This is a genomic window from Qipengyuania sp. ABI-127-1 (genome assembly GCA_022953095.1).
Taxonomy (GTDB): domain Bacteria; phylum Pseudomonadota; class Alphaproteobacteria; order Sphingomonadales; family Sphingomonadaceae; genus Qipengyuania.
The window spans coordinates 1,837,773-1,860,809 of the sequence record JALJCR010000001.1; the positions used below are offsets into that span (position 1 = coordinate 1,837,773).

The window sequence follows — 23,037 nt, forward strand, 5'->3', positions numbered from 1 at the left end:
GCTTGCTAGTGGAGCCGCATGTCGACGACCTTTCAGCTCGATACGAGCACCAGCCGGGCCAACCCTACACCCCAGCCGATGAAGCGGCTGACAGTGCCGAAAATCCGTGCGCACAAAGCCGATGGCGAGACCCGCGACCCACTCGTCATGCTGACCGCATACACCGCACGGCAGGCACAACTGCTCGACGCGCATTGCGATATACTGCTGGTGGGGGATTCGCTGGCCCAAGTCATCTACGGCCTGCCGACGACCATACCCGTGACGCTGGATATGATGGCCAACCATGCCGCCGCAGTGGTGCGCGGCAGCTACCATTCGGTGGTCGTGGTGGACATGCCGTTCGGTTCCTATGAACAGTCGCCACAGCAAGCCTTCGAAAGCGCGACCTTCCTGCTCAAGCAATCGGGTGCGGCGGCCGTGAAGCTCGAGGGCGGCGAACAGATGGCTGAGACGGTTTCCTTCCTCAACCAGCGCGGCATACCGGTCATGGGACATGTCGGGTTGACCCCGCAGGCGGTCAACGTCCTTGGCGGCTATACCGCGCGGGGGCGGGACGATGCGGAAGCCAAGAAGATCGTCGGCGATGCCAAGGCGCTGGACGACGCCGGTGCATTTGCCATCGTGCTCGAAGGGGTGCTCGAGCCGATTGCAATCGAGGCCACCAAATCGGTTTCCTGCCCTACCATCGGAATCGGTGCCTCGGCCCAGTGCGACGGACAGGTGCTGGTGACCGAAGACATGCTCGGCATGTTCGATCGCGTGCCCCGCTTTGTGAAAAAGTACGAAGACATCGCCAGCGTCATCGAAAAAACCGTGGCGCAATATGCCGAGGAAGTGCGCGCGCGCAGCTTCCCGACCGAAGACCAGACCTACCAGCCCAAACGCTGAATTCAGGGATCTCGAAACATGGCTACGCTTTGGCGTTTCTACGGCTTTTCGCTCGTCTTCACCCTGTTCTGCCTCGGTCTTGCGGTGTGGTACGGCTGGGCAAGCACCGCCTCGGTCACGGGCACGTTGTCGCTCCTCTGGATCGTCGTGGTCCTGTCGGTGCTCGAAGTCTCGCTCAGCTTCGACAATGCGGTCGTCAATGCGTCCGTTCTCAAGGAGATGGACGAAGTCTGGCAGCGCCGCTTCCTGACCTGGGGCATCGCATTCGCCGTATTCGGCATGCGGATCGTATTCCCGCTGGCGATCGTTGCGATCGCGGCGGGCCTGGGGCCGGTGGAAACGGTCAATCTCTCGCTGAACGACCCCCAGGAATACGAACGCATCGTTTCATCGGCCCATGTCGGCATCGCCGGTTTCGGCGGCGCTTTTCTCGCCATGGTCGGCCTCAAATTCTTCTTCGATCTCGACAAAGAGATTCACTGGATCGCCGTCGTCGAGCGCCACCTCGCCAAATTCGCCGCGCTGCCGGCAGCCGAGATCGCATTGCTGCTGCTCGTCCTTTGGGGCATTTCCACAACGCTCGATCCGGATCAGGCACTGACCTTCCTTGTCGCCGGGATTCTCGGTCTCGTGACCTTCATCGCGGTCGAAGGGATCAACGCCATCCTGGAAATGAAAGAAGAAACCGCCAAGCTTCACGGTGCTGTCGTGCGCAGCGGGCTCGGCGGATTTCTTTACCTCAATGTCCTCGATGCCAGCTTCAGCTTCGACGGGGTTATCGGCGCCTTCGCGTTATCCAACAACATGATCGTCATTGCGCTGGGCCTGTCGATCGGCGCGATGTTCGTCCGCTCGATGACCATCCACCTCGTGCGCAAGGGCACGTTGGCGGCTTATCGTTTTCTAGAACACGGCGCTTTCTGGGCCATCATAGTGCTGGGCGCGATCATGCTCATTTCGGCGAAGATCCATATTCCCGAAACCGTCACCGGATTGATCGGTGCCATTCTCATCGGCCTCAGCTTCTGGTGGTCGGTGCGCTATAACCGCCGTCACCCGGACGTGGAGACTGTGCCAGCCGAGTAGCAATCGGTGCCGCTACGACCAGTTGGAAGAAGTGATAGAGCAGCAATGCGATCACGATGAATCCAGCCTCCTCCGGCGGAAACAGAATGGTCGCGAGGGGAGCACCCACAGCAGCGCTTTTCTGCGCTCCGGCGAAAAGAAAGGCGGTACGGTCGGGCCGTTCCAGCCGGAGCGCTCCGCCGGCCAGCCACGCGCCCAGATTGCCGGCCACGAGAAATGCCGCGACGAGAAGGCCTATGACTGCCCAGTCGGGACCATCCACGCGCGACCAGATCCCCTGCTCCACTGCCCCGGAAAAAGCGACGTAGATCGCGGCTGAAATCGCAAACCGATCCACCCATACTATCCTTGGCCCGTGTCGAGCCACGAATGGACCGGTCAGCCCCTGAACCGCCTGTCCGATGGCGAATGGCAGGATCAGCAGCACCATGATCTTGCCGATCGTTTCGAAACCCACCCCGCCGCTTCCGCTGCCGCCCAGCGCCAGAAAAATCGGCACCGTGACGAACACGCCCAGAATGTTGAGCAAGGCCGCACCGACCACGGACAGAGCCACATTGCCTCTCGCCAGCGCAGTGTAAGATGTTGCGGACTGAACCGTCGAAGGAAGCGTGCCGAGATAAAGGAATCCCAGTGCGACAGAAGGCGCCAACCACCCTTCGGCCAGCGATGCAAGACCCGCGCCCATGACGGCCATTGCGCCGAACACCCATACAACCAGGGGAAGCAGGAACCGCCAATTCACGAAACCGGCAATGATATCACGCCGGGCGATACGCATTCCGTTGAGCAGAAACAGAATAAAAATCGCCGCATTCGCAACGGTTTGCGCAACACCTCTTGCGTCTTCGGTCGCAGGCAACAGCGCGGCAAGAGCGATCGCTGCGGCAAGCATCCGCAGCATCGGATCGGCAAAAACGGTGCGAAATGTCATGGCGTGCAGTTGCCGCCGGAACACGACCTTGTCGAGGGGTTCACTCGGGACGCAGCGAATGCAACTTCGCTTCGAGTTCCCGCCGCGCCCGCTCTTCCCCCTCTGGAAGCGCCGCGATCAGGGCGGAGATCGCGAACGGATTCATCGGCTGCAAATCATGCGCCGCCAGCGCGAAATCCAGTGCCTCTTCGGGATTGTCGAGTTGGAGCGCCCCGACGCTGCGAGCGGCAAGTACCCAGGGCACCCGCCCCAAGCCGAGACCCATCGCATGATCGAGCAATGCGACAGCGCGCATCCAGTCACCTTCAGCCGCAAGCGCATCGGCGAGGATGGCCGCCGCGTCTCCGTTCATCGGGTTCTCGCGCACATAGGCCGTTAGCAGTTGGCGAGCACGTGCCGGGTCTTCCTGCGCGCCCGCAAGTCGCAAGGCCAAGGGCCAAGGCCGCCGCACCTGTGCGGAGCGTCGATACGCCTCGCGGGCTGCGCGCTTGTTGCCCCGTGCGAATTCGGCATCCCCCAAAATAGCCTGTGCATCGGCCGACCCGGGAAACCTTCTGGCGAATTCGCGCCCCTTCCGAAGCGCGGCGACGGCCTCTCTCCCGGCTATCGCATTGCGAACATAGTCACGGACCTGTTGCCCTCCCTCGCCTTCGGATATCGCCAGCAGTTCGGGTGGCGTAAGGCTGGGGAGTACCGAAAAATTCCCGCCGCCAAGCGCAGCAAGGTCGATATAAATTGCCGCCCGCTCACGATTGCCGAGGGCTTCGTAGGCGCGACCGACCAAAACCCGCAAATAGGCCGAACTCGAATTGGAAGCCGCCATTCCGGCGAAACGATACACCAGCTCGCGCTCACCACCATCGCGATACAGGGCATAGGCGAGCAGATCGCGGATACGCGGATTATCCGGCTGCCGTGTATATAGCCGGTCCAACCCCTGCGCTGCGCTGGCGAAGTTTCCTTCTTCCAGATCGATGATTGCCGAAAGAAGCTTGGCGGATGCAACGTCGTCCTGTTGCAGGCCAGATCTCGACAGGAGATCGCGGGAAAGGCGAAAATACCTGCCGCGCGCCGCCAGAACCGCCTGGACGAAAAGGCCTCTGGGGGTTGTCGCAGCCGAAGAATTCGTGCCGCGCAAGACTTGCAAGGCTTCTTTAGCACGCCCCGCATCGCCCAGCGTCGCGGCATATTCCACGCGGAGATCGATGTCTTCGGGCCGGGATTGTAGCGCCTTGCCCAACAGCTTCGCCCCCGCTTCCATACCTTGGGCATCGCGCGCAAGCTGCCCCTTGAACCGGAGAGCTTCACCATTGGCCGGGTCGATGGCGAGCGCATGGTCGACCGCTTCAATCGCTTCGAACTGCTCTCCACCACGATAGCGCAGGCGGCCGATATCCACCCACAGCTCGGCATTCTCCGGCTCGACAGCATGTGAACGATCAAAGGCCGCCCCGGCAGCCCGCAGGTCGCCCTCGGCCATCTCCAATCGGCCCAGCATACGAAAGCCGAGCGCTCTTGTCGCATCGGAAAACTCTTGCGGGGCGAGCCATGCGCGCGCCGCCGCCAAATCGCCCGCGAGAAGCTCGACTTCCCCGAAAAGCGCGGCCAGTTCCGCCCGATTCGCTCCCTCGTCCAGCGCACGCTCGAGATGAAGACGAGCAGCGCGTGGATCATCGCCGTCCACGCCCGCGCGCGCCTGGTCTATTCGCGAGCCTTCGAAGCCTTCCTCGCTACATCCGCCCAGTGGCGCGAGGCCAAGAACGAGAGCCGCGACAATACCGAGATCACGTCTGAAGATCATACTGCTTGAGCAGATCGTACAGAGTCGGCCGGCTGATGCCGAGGAGCTTTGCGGTGTTCGAAATATTCCCCTCGGTTCTCGCCAGGGCCTGTCGTATCATACGCCGATCGGCCTGTTCGCGCGCTGCCTTGAGATTCAGAGCAACGTCGGCACCACCGTCATCCGACTGGGAGAGATCGAGATCCTCGGCGGAAATCTGCTTGCCTTCGGCCATGATCACCGCCCGTTTCACGCGGTTTTCGAGTTCGCGAACATTGCCGGGCCACCTCCAGCTATCGATGGCGGCTAGTGCATCCGGAGCGAAGCCCTTCACCTGGGGGTTCATCTCTTTCGCGAAGCGGGCCATGAAGTGCTTTGCGAGCAGGATTGCGTCACCCGGCCGCTCGGCGAGAGTCGGAACCCTCACGACAATCTCCGCCAGACGATAGAACAGGTCCTCGCGGAACGTCCCCTCGCCGATCATCGATTCAAGATTTTGATGCGTGGCGCACACGATACGCGTGTCGACCGCAATCGGCTTTCTTCCACCAATGCGTTCGATGGTGCGCTCCTGCAGGAACCGCAAGAGCTTGACCTGCAACGCAAGCGGGATGTCGCCCACTTCATCGAGAAACAGCGTACCGCCATCGGCCATCTCGATCTTGCCTTCGGTTGTCTTGACGGCACCGGTGAAAGCACCCTTCTCATGACCGAACAGCTCGCTCTCGAGCAGATTTTCGGGAATAGCCGCGCAATTGATGGCAACGAACGCGCCTTGTCTGCGGTCGCTGCAATCGTGGACGCCCCGTGCCAGCAGTTCCTTGCCGGTACCGCTGGCCCCCAAGAGCATGACCGAAACATTGGTCGGCGCCACGCGCTCGATGGTTCGCGCAACCTTGGCCATTTCCGGTGCGGCAGTGACCATCGAGCCCAGCACCGTCCGGTCTTCCCCGACCTTTTCCGCAAGGCGCCGGTTCTCGCTCTCGATATGATGCAACCGATAGGCGCGCTGCACGATCAGCCCCAGCGTATCGATGTCCACGGGTTTCTGGTAAAAGTCGTAGGCCCCCTGTTCGACGGCTCGCAAGGCGCTTTCGCGCGCGCCATGCCCGGAGGCCACGATGACCTTCGTGTCCGGTTTCATGGCCATGATCGCTTCGAGAACTGCGAAGCCCTCGCTCGTTCCATCAGGATCGGGGGGAAGCCCAAGATCGAGCGTTACGACCGCCGGCTCCTCCGAGCGTAGGGACGCAAGAGCCGCATCGCGGGTGCCGGCAATCACAACGTCGAAATCGTCATAGGCCCATTTGAGCTGGGCCTGTAAACCTTCATCATCTTCTACGATCAGCAGTTTGGGCTTGGCCTCTGCCATTATGCGACCTCGTTTTTTTCGCGGGTTTGGTCGCGCCCGATGATCGAAGCAGCCGATTTCAGCGGCAAGCTGATCGTAAAACGCGTCCCCAGCCCCTCGCGAGACTGAACATCCAATCTCCCGCCCATCGACCGAACAAGCTCGCGGGATTCGAAAGCCCCAATGCCGAACCCGCCCGATTTGGAGGAGACGAAGGGCTCAAACAGTCTGTTGCGAACGAAATGGGGCGACATTCCTTCGCCATTATCGATGATAACGACCTTGCCGGAAATTCCGTCGCTATACGCCTCGAGCATGACCGAGCTGTCGGCATCGCTCGCATCGATGGCATTCTGCACCAGATGAGTCAGCGCCTGTTCAAACGCTTCGGGACTTCCTTCGACCATAACCGGTTCGGCCCTCAGCACCGTCAATGGGTGCGCTTGGCCGAGGCGTTGAGTCACCTGACCTACCGCCGTGGCAAGATCGAACCGAACGGCCCTGTCCGATTGCGGCGGGCCATAGCGCCCCAAACGGGCGAGGAGGGAATTGAGCTTGTCGGCGCTGTTGCGGAGCGTGACCAACATGTCCTTGCGAAATTCCGGTTTGTCGGCATGCTTTTCGGCATTGCGGAGGAGCAGAGACATCTGGCTCGACAGGTTTTTTATGTCGTGCATGACGAACGCCATACGCCGGTTGAATTCATCGAACCGGCCCGCTTCGAGCAGTGCGGCCTGACTGGCTTGTTCTGCCAGATAGCTGGCGAGCTGCCGCCCGACCACGGACAACAGATCGAAATCCTCCCAATCGAGCTTGCGTCCGATCAAGGGCCTGGCGAGCACCACGATGCCGACAAGGCGATCGAAATGCAGCAGGGGCACCGCCGCCCAGGCCCGGTGATCCTCGCGCAGCCAATCGGGGACGAGCGCCAGTTCGCCATGGTGGTCAATACCCTCGCGTACTTGGTCGAAATCGATAATCAGCTCGTTGCTTTCAAGCGCATCCCCCAATGCGGTAGAGGCTGCGTGGGCGGGGATACTCGATTTGTGCCATAGCCAATTTGCCTCAACTTCGAAGGAGCCCTCATCACCCGGGACAAGCAGAATGCCGGAAGGACTATCGACAATATCGGCGAGCGCCTTCACCGTACGCTCTTGCAGAGTGGAGTTGTCGAGACCTGTCGTGCCGATGGTGTTGGTGAAGCGTATCCATTCGTTCCGGTAATCGTACCGATGCTTGAACAGGTGCTTGATCGCGGTGACCCGTAGCCAGCCTCGCAGCCGCTCCGATGGCAACCAGATCAAGGCCAAGGCGCCCGCCGCGATGATCAGGCCGACCTGGGTCATTCGTGCAAGATCGCCGGTGAGCATGTCCAGCCAGCGCGCCAGTGCGAGCATCAGCCCGAGATACGCCCCGATAACCATGAGCGAGAGAAACCGAAAAGTCGCTGCCCGAGAGGGGCGAAACTCCAGATTCGACGAGCTTTGGTTGAACCCCATCGCAAAGGGTATCGCGACAATCGCAGCCGCGACCCCACGCAGAGCGGCAAGCTCTACCGGCACCTCGCCAATGATGTAGCCGACGGTGAAATAATTGAGGTCGAATGCCCAAAGCCCGGCAAGCGCAGCGGCATTCCAACGCAAGATCCGACGCGAGGATACCGCCGCGCCGACATAGAGATTGTGCAGCAGCACGAGCGCCCCGACAGCGACCATGATCCTGAATAGGGTTCCGGTCTCGAACACCAGCGTCGCAAGTTCGGGTGTTACGGCATAACGCCGGGCACTCAGCAACAATGCGAACTGCAGGACTTCGACGAAGCCGAGGGAAAATGCCGCCGGTCGTACCAGCCGCAGCGTTTCGTCGCGTCCGTCATTGGCGAACAAGCGGAAAAGGGTAAAAAGCCAGGCCAGATTTCGCGCGATCTCGGTCAATTCGACGATGGGGCGACCGGGTTCGAAACTTGCCGAGGCGAAACACCAGTTAGCCGTCAACGCCAGGGCCACGATGGCCGGCGTACGATCGCTGCGCGAGCTGTCGCCCCGACGAGCTATCCAGACCGCCGCCAGGGCACAGACAATCGCGCCGAGGGTGTAGGCAATATAGGAGAAGGTACCGATCAAGCCGGTCATCGCGCACCCTCCGGCCAGAGGATTACGCGCGCGGTCTGCAAAAGGATGAGCACATCCAGAAAGGGTGTGTAGTTTTTGGCGTAATAGAGATCGTATTCGAGTTTGTGCCGCGCATCCTCGATACTCGCGCCATAGGGATAATTGATCTGCGCCCAGCCGGTGATTCCGGGTTTGACCACATGGCGCTCGGCATAGAATGGAAGCTCTTTCTCAAGTTCGACGACGATTGCCGGCACTTCGGGCCGCGGACCTACAAAGCTCATCTGACCTTTCAGCACGCTCCAGACCTGAGGGAGCTCGTCGATGCGAACCTTGCGGATCAAGCGGCCCACGCGGGTGACTCTTGGGTCGTCCTTCTCCGCCCATTTCGCTCCGCCCGCCTCGGCATCCACCCGCATCGAACGCAGCTTCCAGAGGGTGAAATGCTCGCCATACAAGCCAATGCGGGTCTGGCGGAAGAATGCCGGCCCCTTGGTCTCCAGCTTTACCAGCACTGCAAATATCGCGATCAGCGGAATGCCTACGATCAGAATGAGAAGGCTCACGAAGATATCGAACAGGCGCTTGCCTATGCTCGATAATCGCCGACCAGCGGAAAACCCGTCGGAGAAGATCAGCCAGCTTGGGTTGAGGGTATCGAGATCCACCCGGCCCATTTCCCGCTCCAGAAAGCTGGAGAAATCGCTCACCTGAACGCCTTTGGTCTTTACGCGGAGCAGGTCTTTGAGTGGCAACGCATTGCGTCGTTCCTGGAGCGCCAGGACCACTTCGGTCGCTCCGACACGCTCCACGAACCGGCCAAGGTCTATAATCGAATCGCGCGAGACGGCGGTATCGATCACCGGAGTCACCGCGTCCATGGCGACGAAGGCGGCCACGGCAAAGCCGCTTTCCCGTCGGTGCGAAAGCTTGAGAAGCCGCTCCGCCCGCTCGCCGGCGCCTAGAACCAGGACCGTCCGACGAAAGACTACTGGTCCCAGAAGTCGGTTCGCAAGAATCCGATTTGAAATCAGAAAAACGATCGAGAAGCCCATCGCATAGAGCAGAACCGAGCGCCACAGCGCGGAGCCAGGCAGGAAAAAATTCAGCAGCGAAATCGCGAGTACGCCGAGACTTACCGCGACCAACAGCCTTGCAGTGGCGAAGCGGATCGATCGCAGGGCTTCAGGCCCATAGCCACCGACCGCGATCATCGCCAACCAGATCACGCCCGAAAAGCCAACGATCTCCAGCGCTCTTTGAGAAAAGTCACCTACGCTCACGCCGATCTGCGCCACACGTAGCCGCCAGGCCACTTCGCCAGCGAGGGCGAGCAGCGCGAGATCTATCAAGGACAGCAGCACGACATTGTAGGAAATGTAATGCTTGAACAGGCGGAGCATCCGGTCCGGCTCGCAAATTGCTAGTGTCGGAATTCTTGACTAGCAGAGAGGAATGAACCGTCGGTAAATTTTACACTTACGTAAAAAAGGGCGATGCGCCGTCGACGCATCGCCCTTTTCGGTATTCGAGAAGGTGTCAGTTCTCGACGGCGTTTTCTACCGCTTCTCCGGCGCTTTGCGCAGCATCGCCTACCTGGTTCGCGGCTTCGCCAACTTCGCTTGCTGCCTCGGCGACTGCATTGTCCTTGGCCACTTCGGCGCTATTCATCTGTGTCAGCAGGAAAATTCCCACTATCGCGACGGCCAGAACGATCACGATCAGCACCCAGTTGGTGCCACCGCCTCGCGATTCTCCGTCGGTCACCACGGTATGGGTGGTATGCGTATTCCCCGTAGCGTCGGTCGTTTCCGTAATGCGTTCTTCGGTCATCGCCTTCTCTCCTCGAGACAGAGGTTCTGCGCCCGATAACGCCTGCCCGAGAATGCCGGTTCCCTGAACCGGTGCGATTTGTCCTTAATCACGGGTGAATTCGAAAGGGGTCACCCCCCTGCGAACCCTGTCGAAAGCCAGTTTGCGTCCGATCGGCGGTAGCGAGCGCTGACTGCACTGGATTCGATGACATCGTGCACAACCGGGACCAATAGGCTGAGCATCATCGGTGCGCAGCGAAACTCCACGGGCCTGTGCCAATTCGTTGGCCAGAACCGCCTCGACGCCCAGCACCACGACAAACTGCGCCTCCCCCGGCGCACCGCTGCCTTCGACTGTTCGTGCCATGGTCAGCCAGCCGCCATCCCGATCCCCCGAATTGTCGAGCGCGACGAACTGGACCTGCAGCTCACCGGCACGATCGAAGGCGCGATGGGCGTGCCACAGGGGACAACTCGCACCGGATTCGACAAACCGCGCGGTACTGGCTCCGATGAAGGTTTTCGAAAACTGGCCCGCACGGTCGATCCGAACCATGAAGAACGGCAAACCGCGTTGCCCGACGCGCTGCAACGTCGTGAGCCGATGGCCAAGCTGCTCGAAACTCACGCCGAAGCGCCGTTCCAGGACAGGCAGGTCGTAGCCGGTCGCCTCGCAAGCGCGCAGAAAGCGACCATAAGGCATCAGCAGGGCTGCCGCCACGTAACCTGTCAAGTAACGAGTGAAGAGCGCGCGAGCCGCCTCTTCGTCGAATTTGACCGCATTGGCGACGGCAGCGATCGCCTCGGTGAATTCCAGTTGGGCTAACTGGATCGCCAGTTGGAAATTCCGCGAAGCAACGCTCAACATCTCGGATAGCTGGACCTGCCGTGCATGCAGGTCGAGCCGGCGCAGGCTGTCGGGCATGACCTCTCGCGGCAAAATGCGAACGGAGAGCTGGTGCCGTTCGCGCAGGCGTTCGGTGAGGGCGATGCCGATGTCTCCCCGCGAAAGCCGCATCTCGTCGGCCAGTTCCTCCGCCGCCACGTCGAGGTCCGCGAAATGGTTGCGCCACCGCTCGATCTCGCGCCGGGAAGCCGACATAGGGTCATCGGGCTGGACGTCGGCGGAGCCGGCACTGTCATACAGCCGTGCGAAAGCCGCCGCGGCCTGAGGGGCAGCAGCCAGCAATTCCTGCATTTCATCGCGATCGATGCCGAGGTCCGCGAATCGCTCGTCTGCAAAACGTGTAGCCAGCCCGTCGATCCCGCCGATCGCCTCGTCTTCGCGCAGCGAACGTGGATCGAAATCGAACTGTTCGACCAAGCGCATCATAACGCGCGCGCTGACCGGCCGCTGGTTACGTTCGATCAAATTGAGATAGCTGGGGGAGATATCGAGCCGGGCAGCGGCGGCGGCCTGCGTCAGCCGTTCACGCTTGCGAAGCCGACGAACGGCTGGACCGGCAAATAGTGCTTCCTCTGCCATGTGTAACTTTCTTTACAACTTTACTGGATCAATAAGCGAACTACGCCCGCTTAGACAAGAAATTTTGTAAATTGCCCTGTCACGCCCCGCCGAGTTCCGGCACAGAGGTGTCAGACGATAACGCCCCACACACGACTAAGGAGCACCCCGTGACCTACCAGGCCCGGATCGAGGAACTGAACGAAACCATCGCAGCCAACGGTGCGCCCTGGGCTGCAATCGACGCCGAAAGCGCCGCGCGCATGGTTGTCCAGAACCGTTTCCGCACGGGGCTCGACATCGCACGTTACACCGCGAAGATCATGCGCGAGGACATGGAAGCCTACGACCGCGATCCGGCGAACTACACCCAGTCGCTCGGCACGTGGCACGGCTTCATCGCTCAGCAGAAGATGATCTCCATCAAGAAGCATTTCGGCAGCACCAAGCGCCGTTATCTCTATCTTTCGGGCTGGATGGTCGCCGCTCTGCGCAGCGAATTCGGCCCACTGCCCGATCAATCGATGCACGAGAAGACCTCGGTTCCCGGACTGATCGAAGAGCTCTACACCTTCCTGCGCCAGGCCGACGCCCGCGAACTGGGCGGTCTGTTCCGTGAACTCGACGAAGCCAAGGCAGCAGGCGATGCGGTGAATACGCAGCGCCTGACCAAGGAAATCGACGAGCATGAAACGCATGTCGTGCCGATCATCGCCGATATCGATGCCGGGTTCGGCAATGCGGAGGCGACTTATCTGCTTGCCAAGAAGATGATCGAGGCTGGCGCCTGTGCCCTGCAGATCGAAAATCAGGTGTCGGACGAAAAGCAGTGCGGCCACCAGGATGGCAAGGTCACCGTTCCCCACGAAGAGTTCCACCAGAAGATCCGCGCGATCCGCTATGCCTTCCTCGAACTCGGCGTTCCCGACGGCATCATCGTTGCCCGCACCGACAGCCTCGGTGCAGGCCTCACCAAGTCGATCGCCTATTCGAAGGAACCGGGCGACCTCGGCGACAAGTACAACAGCTTCCTCGATTGCGACGAAGTCGACGCAGCCGATATTAAGAACGGTCAGGTCTTCATCAGCCGCGACGGTAAGCTGCTGGCCCCGAAGCGCCTGCCCAGCAATCTCTACCAGTTCCGTTCGGGAACCGGCGAGGATCGCTGCGTGCTCGACTGCATCACCGCACTGGAAGCGGGTGCCGACCTGCTGTGGATCGAGACCGAGAAGCCGCATGTCGAGCAAATCGCCGGCATGGTGGACCGGGTGCGTGAGGTCATCCCCAATGCCAAGCTGGTCTATAACAACTCGCCCAGCTTCAACTGGACGCTCAACTTCCGTCAGCAGGTCTACGATGCGTGGACCGAAGCGGGCAAGGACGTCTCGGCCTATGATCGCGACAAGCTGATGAGCGTCGATTACGATGGCAGTGAACTGGCCGCCGAAGCCGACGAAAAGATCCGCACCTTCCAGGCAGATGCCGCGAAGCGCGCCGGTATCTTCCACCATCTCATCACGCTGCCGACCTATCATACGGCTGCACTGAGCACCGACAACCTGGCTCGCGAATACTTTGGCGAACAGGCGATGCTCGGCTACGTCAAGAACGTCCAGCGCGAAGAAATCCGCCAAGGCATCGCCTGTGTGAAGCACCAGAACATGGCCGGGTCGGACATCGGTGACGACCACAAGGAGTATTTCGCCGGCGAAGCAGCCCTGAAAGCGGGCGGTAAAGACAATACGATGAACCAGTTCGCCGCTGCGTAAGGAGAGGAAGGATGACGACCATGACAGACGACACTCCGAAGACAGAGCCCGGCCGCGCCCGCGCGCTGTTCTCAACCGCCGACTTCCGGCTGCTGCGTACTGCCCTGACGCATTATGCAAGGCAGACCGAGGACCGGGAGGAACTGGCGAAGATCAACGCCCTTCACCACCGCCTGGGCACCTACGTCCCTTCGGACGGGTAAGCGGAATATAACCCGGTTTAATCATTTCTCCTGGGGAGGAGAAAACGGCCGCCGAAGCGTCCCCAACGCTCCGGCGGCCACTCTTTTTTGGTGACTAGTTCTCGCCGATGGGCATCAGATCGATGGCGGCACTCGCTAGGGCTTCCGCTCCGGCTGCTACGACCTTGTCCGCATCGGGAGCCCAGAAAGGCGAATGAAGCGAGGGCAGCGGAGTTCCGTCCTTCTCCAGCGCATCGAGCATCGATTGCGGTGTGCCGCTGATCCAGAAGATCATCGATTTGACATCTTCGGGCGCGGCCCGGCGATACTGGCTGAAATCCTCGCCGCCCATAACTGCGGGCCATTCCATGACACGATTTTCACCGAAACGCTGACGAAAGCCCGCAGCGACCTTCTCGCTGAACTCGGGATCGTTGAACGTCGACGGCGTGTGAGGGTCCTTGACCGTCACTTCGGGCATCAATTTCTCGGGCAGGCCGGCCGTGATTGCTTCGCCCCGCGCAACGCGGCGAATACCGTCCAACAGAAGCTGCCGACTCTCGTCGGAATAACTGCGCACGGTCAACTGGAGCTTTGCTTCGTCGCTGATGATATTGTGCTTGGCGCCGGCATGGAAACTGCCCACGGTAATGACGGCCGGGTCCAGCGGCGAGGAATTCCGGCTGACGACGGTTTGCAGCTTCATGACGATCGCGCTGGCGAGAACGACAGGATCGATCGCCGTATGCGGATAGGCGCCATGCCCGCCGACACCCTTCACCGTGATATCCACGCTGTCGACATTGGCCAGTGCATAGCCAGGAGTATAGCCGATGGTCCCCGCAGGGGCTGGCGCTGCCGCATCATGAAATGCCAGCGCGTAATCGGGTTTGGGAAAGCGGGAGTATAGCCCGTCTTCCAACATGGCGAGCGCGCCGAGACCCAGTTCTTCCGCAGGCTGAAGCACCATGACCAGCGTGCCCTGCCACGTGTCTTTGTGCCCCACCAGAAGCTGCGCCGCACCGATGAAGCCGGCCATGTGGGTATCGTGACCGCAGGCATGCATCACGCCTGTGGTGACGCCGCTGGCCGGAGTCGCGGTGACTGTCGAGGCATAGGGCAGCCCAGTCTGCTCGATCACCGGAAGGCCGTCCATGTCGGCGCGCAGTAGCACCGTCGGGCCATCGCCGTTGCGCATAACCGACACCACGCCAGTCTTGCCCACGCCTTCGGTTACCTCGAAGCCCAGCGCCTTCATCCGCTTGGCGAGCTTGGCCGCGGTCTCGAACTCCTCGAAGCTGAGCTCGGGATGGGCGTGGAGATCGCGGTAGAGCTCCATCAGCTCGGGCATGTCGGCGGCCAGATCGTCGCGCAGTTCGTTGGCGGCGGCGGGCGCTGCCAGCAGCATCGCCAGCGCGGCCAGGCTTGTTGGAACGGTTTTGGACATCGGCACTCGTCTCCCTACACATGGACCGCATGGACCACGGTCCATTGGCGGAAAATCCTGCTCTCGTTTGCGAGGGGTCTTTTCGCAGAATGACGCGCGGTAGGAAAGGGCGGGCCTATTCCTTCGCGGGACCATCATCGGGGACCGCCACGAAATCGGCCTCGTCCACCTTCTGCCACTGCGGTTCGCGGTTGAGACGGGCGTTGAACAGCATGTTAAACGTTCCCGGATCGGTCGAGGGTTCGTCGAGCGCTCCGCCATAGCGTGCCCGCACTGCTGCACGCTCGTATCCCATCGCGGCAAGCAGGGTCGGTGCAATCATGTAGTGGCTGGCGGGACCGTTGGGCACGAAATCAAACGGCCCGCCCTCGCCCTGCATTGCGACCAGTGGAACCGCACCTTCTTCGGGACGGGGCGAGGATGAGCAATGCGTTGTCGTCCCTGCCTCGCGATCCTCGTGCAGATCCTGCCCGTGATCCGAGGTGTAGATAACCAACGCCCGGCTCAGGTCGGCGTTGCGCAGGAAATCCGCAAAGAACTCGCCCGTGCTCCAGGCAAGTGTGTTGCGATAGGAATTGCGGTAGCGCTTCCACTCTTCCTTGCTGCCGCCGAAACCGGCTCGCGAGCCTGTATCGACGATATTCGTGTAAGATCCTTGAGCAAGGTTAGGCAGGTAGAGCGCACGATCTGCCGGGTACTTGTCGTGCACCGGGAAATGCGCGCCGACTTTGTTGGCGATAATGAAGCTCGAGCGCTCGTCCGAGAGGAGTTCGGCGAGCGTCTCGCCCAGCGCCATATCGCGCTCGACCACGGGGACATCGTCGAATTGGATGAAGCGGTCGATCTCGGCGAACTCTTCTGCATCCATGCCGTTCTGAAGAGCACCGCCGGTCCGCTGGGCATCGAGATAGACCGTCTCCAGTCCCGCCCCCTTCGCATAAGCCCAGAGAGACGGTCCGACCCCGATGTCGCGGCGGTAGGTGTCGCGCGTTCCGGCATAGCGCAGGGCGATGTTCGAACCGGTGCTGCAGTTGGTGATGGCCGCCGCAATGCCGAAATTGGCGAGGGTGATGCCTTCACCCGGGGCGGTCAGGCCCGAGGACACGCCCGCAGGTGAATTGATATCGAGGTAGTGCGCCGTGACGCTCTCGTCGATAAGCAACACGATATCGCGGTAGAGCGGCTTGGCGGCCTGCGCGATTGCCACCGCTTCCCGCGGGCCCAGGTCGCCCGTCAACCGTTCGTATCCGGCAAGCAGTGTGTAGGTCAGCGCGGGATAGCTGCCCGGAACGCCCTTCAGCCCGTCACCGCCTCGCAGAAACGCAAAGCCGGTGAAAAGGGCTACTATTGGGAGTGGCACGAGGGGAACGATTGGGCCGAGACGGCCGTGCATTTGAAAAGCGCCCGTTGGCTTTAGACCGATGGCCAGCAAGAGGAGCAGCGCGCGCGGGATTGCCGCGGATAGCGCCCGGCTGTTCTGCTCGATGGCATCGCCTGCAAAACCGGTCGCGTTTACGAGGTCGATGTAGACCGCATAGGTCATGAAATCGAGCGAGGAGCGCTCGTAGCTCTCCATGAACCAAGAGCCGACGGCGAACAGGATTGCGAGCGCCCAGCGCAGCCATGCCGGGCGTGTCCATGCGGCGCCCACGATCCCGATGATTGCAAGCGCGAACATGCCGACAAAGGCGATCTTGCCGCCCATCCCCCCGATATCGGCGATCCGGTCCAGGACTCCGGGAGTTAGCGACAGGATGTAGGTAAGCAGCGCCAGCGGCTTCGCAGCTGCCGACAGCCACGCACCGCGCTTGTTCACAATCCGTAGGTCACGACGAGGCCCAGCGAAAGCATCGCAACCATGATAAGGACCAGCGGCACCCCGGTACGAACGTAGTCCTTAAACTCGTAAGACCCCTCGGCCATGATGAGCATGTTGGTCTGGTAGGCGATGGGTGTCGCGTAGCAGAGGTTGCTGCCGAACAGCACGGCTAGGACAAGCGGTTCTGGCGGAAGGCCCAGCTTGGTCGCGATTGCAAAGGCGATGGGCGTACCGACGGTTGCTGCCGTGGCATTGGACGCAAAGTTGGTCAGGAAAGTCATTGCGAGCATGATCGCTGCAAGCGCGGCGGCGGGGGACAGATAGTCGAGCCCCGCGGCAAGCACGGTTCCGATCCAGTCGGCCGCCCCGCTATCCAGGATGATGCGGCCAAGGGCGATACTCGCCGCAACGAGTACGATGACACTGCCCGAAAGACCGCGCCCGACGCGGTCGAATTTCACGCAGCCGGTAACGAACATGAGGATCGCACCTGCCAGCGAGGCAATGGCGATGGGGACCAGACCGACCGAAGCGAGAGCGATGGAGCCGCCCATGATCGCGGCAGCCAGGGTCGCCTTCGAACGGCGGGGCAGCTCGCGCATTCCTTCGAGCTGCAACAGGCTGTCGGCCCGGGCAAAATGCTGCATGTCGTCGGGCAGGCCCATGACCAGGAGTACGTCACCTTCGGCAAAGCGATGATCGCCACCCTCTGAGAACTTCTCCTTTTCGCCTACAAGTCGCTCGGGCCGATGGGTCCCGATGATTGCGACACCGTAAAGATCGGCGATCCCCGAGCTGGGCAAGGTCCGGCCTATAAGGCGGGAGTCGGCGGTCACGATCATTTCACCGACCGCGATATCGGTGCGCGTCTCGCTCGACCGGCGCCGGATGCGGTCAAGCACCCAACTGGGGGCGGCATCGCCGCGCAGCGTCGCCATGGCTTCTTCGATTGCCTCGTGGGTGCCCGTCATGCGCAAGCGATGCTGAGGTCTTAGCAGGCCGGGAGGAACGTCGTGGAATTCGATACCCGTGGGAAGACGGGTTTCGAGCTCGGACAACTCCCGTCCGTTGAGCATCGAATTCTCGGTGACTCTCAACCGGGTTTCGAACAGACGCTGCGCGTGTACGGTTTCGACCCGGTTGTCCCCCAGCATGCGGGGCATCACGATCCAGACAAAGGGGAGCGCGACAAGAGAGGCAAACAGGACGATCGGCGTGAAATGGAACACGTCCATTTCGGGCATTCCGAGATCCACCGCGATCGAAACGACGAGAATATTGGTGGAAGTGCCGATGGTCGTGGCAAGACCGCCCATCAGCGATGCCGCGTTGATCGGGATGAGCGCCTTGGATGCCGGTAACAGCCCACGAAGGGCAAGTTGTACGAAGATCGGAATCAACAGCACCAATACGGGCGTGTTGTTCACGATCATCGACAGAAAGAAGGTCACCAGCAGGGAAAACAGCAGCCCAAGCTGGAGATTGATCTTGAAGAGCCGTTCGAGAAATCGCGCTGCAGGTTCCAGCGCGCCGGTCACCACCAATCCCCGCCCCATGATCATCAGCGCGCAGATGGTAATCAGCGCGTAATGGCCGAAACCCGAAAAGGCGAGACTAAGGCCATCGGTTGGCTGAGTGTCGGGCAGAGGGAAGAAATAGAGGCCGACCGCGATCACCGCGATAGTCAGCAGCGAAATGATCTCCACCGACATGCGCCCGCGCGCAAAGGCGACGAACATCGCGATGGTGATGATCATCGCTGCAATCGCGTGGTATGAAGGAGGCCCGATCATCCAGTGTCAAAAATCCCAGTTTATTCACCGATGTGCAAGGATTTAGTTTGGTACCCCTGGCCGGACTCGAACCGGCACTTCGTAAGAAACTCGATTTTGAGTCGAGCGCGTCTACCAATTCCGCCACAGGGGCACTGGGTCGGGAGCGCGGCGGATAGCTCGTGGCACGGCGCGGTTCAAGCGGCGCGTTGCATTGTCCCTTAAAAATCCATGCCGATCGCAATATGCGCAAGCCGCGGCGCATCTTTGAATTTGGCGCCCATGGCGCCCATGGCCAGTATGGGGCCGTCTTCGACGAGCTGAAATGCGAGCGAGGGCGGTCTGAAGTCGGGCTCCGCCGGTTCGGGCTCGTGCAGCGTTGAGGAGATCGGGCGCTGGCGGTCGGTGACCATTCGGCCATCCTTGACGAGCGTGCTTGCGAGATCGAATTCGTGCGGCAACGAACCTATCGATTGCTCGGCCTTGCCCTGCCCTTCGGCCCCCACGGCCGGAACCGCGCAAGCGGCACATACAGATGCGATTGCCAGCTTCGTGGACATGGGCGACCTCTCCATTCCTGTGTATGGAGAAGAGACGTATGAAGGTTCGCGTCGGTTCCCGATGCCTGTGCTGGAACGCGCTGGCTGCTACGCCTTGAGGGCACCGACAAGCAGCTTGTGGAGCTTCGAATGCAGCGCGTCATTTCCCGCCAGTACCTGGGCGGAATGTATCGGCTGCGAACGCCCACGGAAATCCGAAACGAAACCGCCCGCTTCACGCACGATGAGGCAGCCGGCAGCCGTGTCCCAATCGTTGAGGCCGCTTTCCCAGAAACCGTCGAATCGACCGGCCGCGAGCCAGGCGAGATCAAGTGAGGCTGCACCGAAGCGGCGGACCCCAGCCACCTGCGGACCGATAGCCCCGAAGATCTTGGTCCATTCACCAAAATCGCCGTGGCCCTGGAACGGGATACCTGTAGCAATCAGTGCCTCGGGGAGATTGCGGCGGGCCGAGACACGCAGACGGCCATCATGCAACCATGCTCCACGACTTTTCTCGGCCCAGAAGGTCTCGTCGGTAATCGGGTTGTAGATCACTCCGGCTGTGACATCACCCCAACCACCGCCGCCAAGCTTGGGCTCCTGTACCGCAATACTGATCGCGAAATGCGGAATGCCATGGAGAAAGTTGCTCGTCCCGTCGAGCGGATCGACGATCCAGCGCGGCTTGCTTTCATCGCCTTCGATAATGCCGGCCTCTTCCATCACGAAACCCCAATCGGGGCGCGCAGAGAGAAGTTCGTCATAGATCGTGCGTTCGGCGATCTGATCGGCTTTGGAAACGAAGTCGGCCGGTCCCTTGCGACTGACCTGGAGATGCTCGACCTCGCCAAAGTCGCGGCGCAGGCGGCCACCCGCCTTGCGCGCGGCTTTCTCCATTACGCGGATGACACCCGATAGAACGGCCATGGAAACTCTCTTATTCGGTCAGGGCGCGGATCGTGCGCGCCGGAAAGTGGACGGTGGCCCGATCGCGGGCCACGCGCAATCAGTTGGCCTTGCCGACGTAGCTCTGCTCGTACACGTCGACGATGATCCGTGTACCGCTTTCGATATGCGGCGGAACCATGATACGAACGCCATTATCGAGCACGGCAGGCTTGTAGCTGGACGAGGCGGTTTGTCCCTTCACCACCGCGTCGGCCTCGACGATTTCGGCTTCGACCTGCTGCGGCAGCTCGACCGAGATGGGCTTTTCCTCCCACAGCTCGAGCTTTACCTGCATGCCATCCTGCAGAAACGGGCGCGCATCGCCGAGCAGGTCGCTCGGCAGGTTGATCTGTTCGTAGGTATTCTGGTCCATGAAGACGAGCATCTCGCCGTCCTCGTAAAGGAACTGGTAGTCCGCCGTATCGAGACGCACCTTTTCCACCGTATCGGCGCTGCGGAAGCGGACATTGGTCTTGCGGCCGTCCTGCAGGTTCTTCATCTCGACCTGCATATAGGCGCCGCCCTTGCCGGGCTGCGTATGCTGGATCTTGGCGACCTTCCAGATGCCGCCTTCGTACTCTATGATGTTGCCCGGACGGATGTCCACGCCGCTGATCTTCATGGGGAAGCTACCTTCGACTTGTAAAAGAGCGCATCCGCCAAAGGGCGGGTATGTGCGGCGCGCCTTAGCCGAGCCGCGCCTTCCGGGCAAGCGAGTGGAAAAGGAGCGATGCATTCGCTATATGGCTTTGCGGACAAAGCACATGAAACATGCCAAAAACACAGCCCTTTTTGCCGCGGTGGTGAGCCTCGCCGGGGCACCTGCATTCGCGCAGGGCCGTCTCTCGCTGCTCGAACAGGGGGAATATGTCTGCGCTTTACCCGGCGATGTGACCGGTGCCGCGTGGGTCGAACAGGAAGGCCGCGACTTCGCGATTACCGGCGGATCGAGCTACCGCACCGCCAAAGGCAGCGGGACCTATCTCATGGAGGGCAAGCGAGTGCTCTTTACCCGCGGTCCCATGCGCGGCGCGCGTTTCATGCGGCTGGGATCGCGTCTCTTGCAAGAGGTCGGACGCGATGGAAAGCTGGGCCGCCTGCGCTGCCATCGCGCCGGGCCGCTCAAGAACTGATCAGCGGCTGGTCAGTAACGGGTAGGGATTCACCGCGTTGGCGGGCTCCCACCACGCGGCTTCTTCGGTCGTCTGCAGAATTGCGAAATGCAGGTGCGGCGCATCATCGGAGGCATTTCCCGAGCTGCCAACCGTACCGAGACGTTGGCCGCGCCGTACCCGCTGCCCCTCCTTGAGACCCGGCGCATACTCATCGAGATGGGCGTAATAATGGATCGTGCGGCGGTCGGGCGAGCGAACATAGATCGTCAATCCACCGGCATCGCTTTCAAACAGCTTTTCGATCTCTCCCGGCCCCGCTGCCACGACGCTGGTGCCTTTGGGCGCCATAATGTCGATCGCCTCATGCAGGCGCGATCCGTCCGCGCGCGAATCGCTGAATGTATCCGTCAGCTCGCTCGGGCGGACGTTGAGCACGGGAACGACCAATTCGCGACCGCTACGCGCATCGGGTACGGAAGTAACCGATGAATCGAGCGCTGTGGCAGCAGCGGTATCGCTCCCCTCTGTCTGAGGCTCGGCCCCTTGATCGGCGGTCGCCGCGTTCGGACTTGGCGCGGCCTCTGCCGGACGTGTCCGGTCGCGCTGGCTCACACTGGAGGCATTCTCGATGAGGCTTCCTCCCGCGACGATCCAGACCGCGCTCGTAATCGTGGCGGTGACGATGATGGTGAGAATGCGATCGATCAAGTTCATGTTCGAACCCTAGCGCCTTATGGTTCGAAAATCACCTGCGTCGATTGCGACACCATCCCGGCGAGCCGCGCCGCATCCCAATTCGTCAGGCGCACACAACCGCTCGACTGAGCCCGACCGATCGTTTCGGGGTCGGGCGTCCCGTGGATACCGTAATGCTCCTTGCTGAGGTCGATCCACACCACGCCGACGGGCGAGTTGGGTCCTGGAGCCAAAGTGTAAGTCTCCCCCTCGCCTTCGCCGAGCACTTCGGGATCGTAGCTATAGGGCGGATTGTAAGCCTCGCCGAGGATATCCCATTCTCCGATCGGGAGCGGGAATTCGCTGGAGCCCGAACTCACCGTGAACAGCGCAACCAGCTCGTCACCGCGATAGGCCTTCAATGTCTTGCCCGCCTTGCTCACGACGATGCGGTCCACCTCGGGCTGTTCGGTTCCGACCCCCAGCGAGGCGAGTGTACGCTGCCAATTGCCGTCCTCGATCGATCCCGGCGCAATGCGGTCGCCACCGATATTGGGAACGCGGATCCGTTGGCCCGCCCGGAAATAGCTCGGCTCTTGCCCGTCCGGGCGCGCGACCTCGGGCGTGGGAGTAGGCTGCGGATTGGGCCTCTTGGCATCGGCTGCTGTGGCTGGCCGCCCGTTCGGATTGAGCTGCTTAAGCACGTCGACCGTGGTATGGAAGCGCTCGGCGAGGCGTTCGTCGAGCGATGCGTAGCCGAGGCGTTCGAGCTCAGCCTTCTCCGCAACGTCTTCCGGCATATCGGTATAGCTTTCCTCGCCCCAGCTTGCGGGGATCGTGACCACACGGGTCGCCGGTATCCGCTCCCAATCGGCGAGCGCGCCCTTGGTCGCTTCGTCGAGCTTGCCGGTCATCTCGAGACCGTTTGCTTCCTGGAAGCCCCGAAGGGCGTTTTCCGTACTCATTCCCATCTTGCCGTCGATCACGCCGGGACCGAACCCGACGCGGTCGAGCACAACCTGTGCCTGCATGATCGGGCGCTCTTCGGCATCGGGCAGTTCGGAAGGCTGCGCCTGCTCGCCTCCGGCATCCCCGCCGATCTCGTTCCGGTAGCGATCATCGTTGGAGGCCATGGTATCGGCGAGGTTGTCGTCGCCATAGGTCTCGTAGCCATAATCCCTGCCGCTGTTGCTGCTGGCAACCGGATCACCTTCTTGCTCATTGTCCTGCCCCTGCATGCCGCATGCGGCGAGGGCCAACGAGGAAACGGCGGCAAGAACGAATATACGCATGGGGACCCTTCCTGAAACGCGGGACGCAGCTTCGTCCCTTCAGG

The 23,037-nt window shown here is 61.2% G+C and carries 20 protein-coding genes and 1 tRNA gene; 5 read left to right on the forward strand and 16 right to left on the reverse strand.

Annotated elements, in window-relative coordinates; translation table 11 throughout:
• The first annotated feature begins 18 nt into the window (after positions 1-18).
• Together panB and MUY37_RS09060 are read left to right on the forward strand one after the other, a co-directional pair.
• Positions 19-891, forward strand: coding sequence for a 3-methyl-2-oxobutanoate hydroxymethyltransferase (panB, locus tag MUY37_RS09055; RefSeq protein ID WP_499195010.1), 873 nt, complete (start codon positions 19-21; stop codon positions 889-891).
• Between the two features lie 18 nt (positions 892-909).
• Positions 910-1,977: a DUF475 domain-containing protein gene (locus MUY37_RS09060; protein WP_499195011.1), complete on the forward strand. Its 1,068-nt coding sequence runs from the start codon at positions 910-912 to the stop codon at positions 1,975-1,977.
• Here the strand turns inward: MUY37_RS09060 and MUY37_RS09065 are convergent.
• The 7 genes from MUY37_RS09065 to MUY37_RS09095 all read right to left on the reverse strand — a co-directional run bounded on the left by MUY37_RS09065 (position 1,910) and on the right by MUY37_RS09095 (position 11,453).
• A complete protein-coding gene (locus tag MUY37_RS09065; protein ID WP_499195012.1) occupies positions 1,910-2,911 on the reverse strand; it encodes a bile acid:sodium symporter family protein in 1,002 nt (333 codons plus the stop codon). The genes MUY37_RS09060 and MUY37_RS09065 overlap by 68 nt on opposite strands.
• Positions 2,912-2,951: 40 nt before the next feature.
• Positions 2,952-4,712 (reverse strand): tetratricopeptide repeat protein, encoded by a 1,761-nt coding sequence (locus MUY37_RS09070; RefSeq protein WP_499195013.1) that lies wholly within the window; start codon positions 4,710-4,712, stop codon positions 2,952-2,954.
• Entirely contained in the window at positions 4,696-6,063 is a 1,368-nt protein-coding gene (gene prsR / locus MUY37_RS09075; protein ID WP_499195014.1) for a PEP-CTERM-box response regulator transcription factor, read from the reverse strand. Before prsR ends, MUY37_RS09070 begins: the two co-directional genes overlap by 17 nt.
• Entirely contained in the window at positions 6,063-8,174 is a 2,112-nt protein-coding gene (prsK, locus tag MUY37_RS09080; RefSeq protein ID WP_499195015.1) for an XrtA/PEP-CTERM system histidine kinase PrsK, read from the reverse strand. The genes prsR and prsK overlap by 1 nt, the downstream gene beginning before the upstream one ends.
• A complete protein-coding gene (locus MUY37_RS09085) occupies positions 8,171-9,556 on the reverse strand; it encodes a TIGR03013 family XrtA/PEP-CTERM system glycosyltransferase (protein WP_499195016.1) in 1,386 nt (461 codons plus the stop codon). Before MUY37_RS09085 ends, prsK begins: the two co-directional genes overlap by 4 nt.
• Before the next feature lie 136 nt (positions 9,557-9,692).
• A complete protein-coding gene (locus MUY37_RS09090) occupies positions 9,693-9,986 on the reverse strand; it encodes a hypothetical protein (protein ID WP_499195017.1) in 294 nt (97 codons plus the stop codon).
• An 84-nt stretch (positions 9,987-10,070) separates the two neighbouring features.
• Positions 10,071-11,453, reverse strand: coding sequence for a helix-turn-helix domain-containing protein (locus tag MUY37_RS09095; protein WP_499195018.1), 1,383 nt, complete (start codon positions 11,451-11,453; stop codon positions 10,071-10,073).
• Between the two features lie 149 nt (positions 11,454-11,602).
• Between MUY37_RS09095 and MUY37_RS09100 the strand changes: the two genes are divergently transcribed.
• Entirely contained in the window at positions 11,603-13,201 is a 1,599-nt protein-coding gene (locus MUY37_RS09100; protein ID WP_499195019.1) for an isocitrate lyase, read from the forward strand.
• Positions 13,202-13,221: 20 nt separating this feature from the next.
• Positions 13,222-13,404: a hypothetical protein gene (locus MUY37_RS09105; protein ID WP_103023479.1), complete on the forward strand. Its 183-nt coding sequence runs from the start codon at positions 13,222-13,224 to the stop codon at positions 13,402-13,404.
• Between the two features lie 94 nt (positions 13,405-13,498).
• Here the strand turns inward: MUY37_RS09105 and MUY37_RS09110 are convergent, their stop codons facing one another.
• The 7 genes from MUY37_RS09110 to efp form a co-directional block, all read right to left on the reverse strand.
• Positions 13,499-14,830, reverse strand: coding sequence for an amidohydrolase (locus tag MUY37_RS09110; RefSeq protein WP_499195020.1), 1,332 nt, complete (start codon positions 14,828-14,830; stop codon positions 13,499-13,501).
• A 115-nt stretch (positions 14,831-14,945) separates the two neighbouring features.
• Positions 14,946-16,646, reverse strand: coding sequence for a sulfatase-like hydrolase/transferase (locus MUY37_RS09115; RefSeq protein ID WP_499195021.1), 1,701 nt, complete (start codon positions 16,644-16,646; stop codon positions 14,946-14,948).
• Positions 16,643-18,406 (reverse strand): SLC13 family permease, encoded by a 1,764-nt coding sequence (locus MUY37_RS09120; RefSeq protein WP_499195022.1) that lies wholly within the window; start codon positions 18,404-18,406, stop codon positions 16,643-16,645. The genes MUY37_RS09115 and MUY37_RS09120 overlap by 4 nt, the downstream gene beginning before the upstream one ends.
• Positions 18,407-18,490: 84 nt before the next feature.
• A tRNA-Leu gene (locus tag MUY37_RS09125) sits at positions 18,491-18,575 on the reverse strand.
• A gap of 67 nt (positions 18,576-18,642) precedes the next feature.
• Complete coding sequence (locus MUY37_RS09130) at positions 18,643-18,981, reverse strand: hypothetical protein (protein WP_499195023.1); 339 nt, start codon at positions 18,979-18,981, stop codon at positions 18,643-18,645.
• An 87-nt stretch (positions 18,982-19,068) separates the two neighbouring features.
• Positions 19,069-19,890, reverse strand: a complete 822-nt coding sequence (locus tag MUY37_RS09135) for an inositol monophosphatase family protein (protein WP_499195024.1) — start codon at positions 19,888-19,890, stop codon at positions 19,069-19,071.
• Positions 19,891-19,969: 79 nt separating this feature from the next.
• On the reverse strand, positions 19,970-20,533 hold the full coding sequence (efp, locus tag MUY37_RS09140) for an elongation factor P (protein WP_499195025.1): 564 nt from the start codon (positions 20,531-20,533) through the stop codon (positions 19,970-19,972).
• Between the two features lie 142 nt (positions 20,534-20,675).
• Here efp and MUY37_RS09145 point away from each other — a divergent pair, with 142 nt between their 5' ends.
• Positions 20,676-21,044 carry an elongation factor P gene (locus MUY37_RS09145; protein ID WP_499195026.1) on the forward strand — a complete coding sequence of 123 codons (369 nt, stop codon included), beginning with the start codon at positions 20,676-20,678 and terminating at the stop codon, positions 21,042-21,044.
• On the opposite strand, the gene MUY37_RS09150 is transcribed toward MUY37_RS09145, so the two are convergent.
• Positions 21,045-21,740 (reverse strand): M23 family metallopeptidase, encoded by a 696-nt coding sequence (locus tag MUY37_RS09150; protein ID WP_499195027.1) that lies wholly within the window; start codon positions 21,738-21,740, stop codon positions 21,045-21,047.
• Positions 21,741-21,757: 17 nt separating this feature from the next.
• The gene (locus MUY37_RS09155; RefSeq protein WP_499195028.1) at positions 21,758-22,993 is read right to left on the reverse strand and encodes a L,D-transpeptidase family protein; all 1,236 of its coding nucleotides are present in this window, start codon (positions 22,991-22,993) and stop codon (positions 21,758-21,760) included.
• Positions 22,994-23,037: the final 44 nt, after the last annotated feature.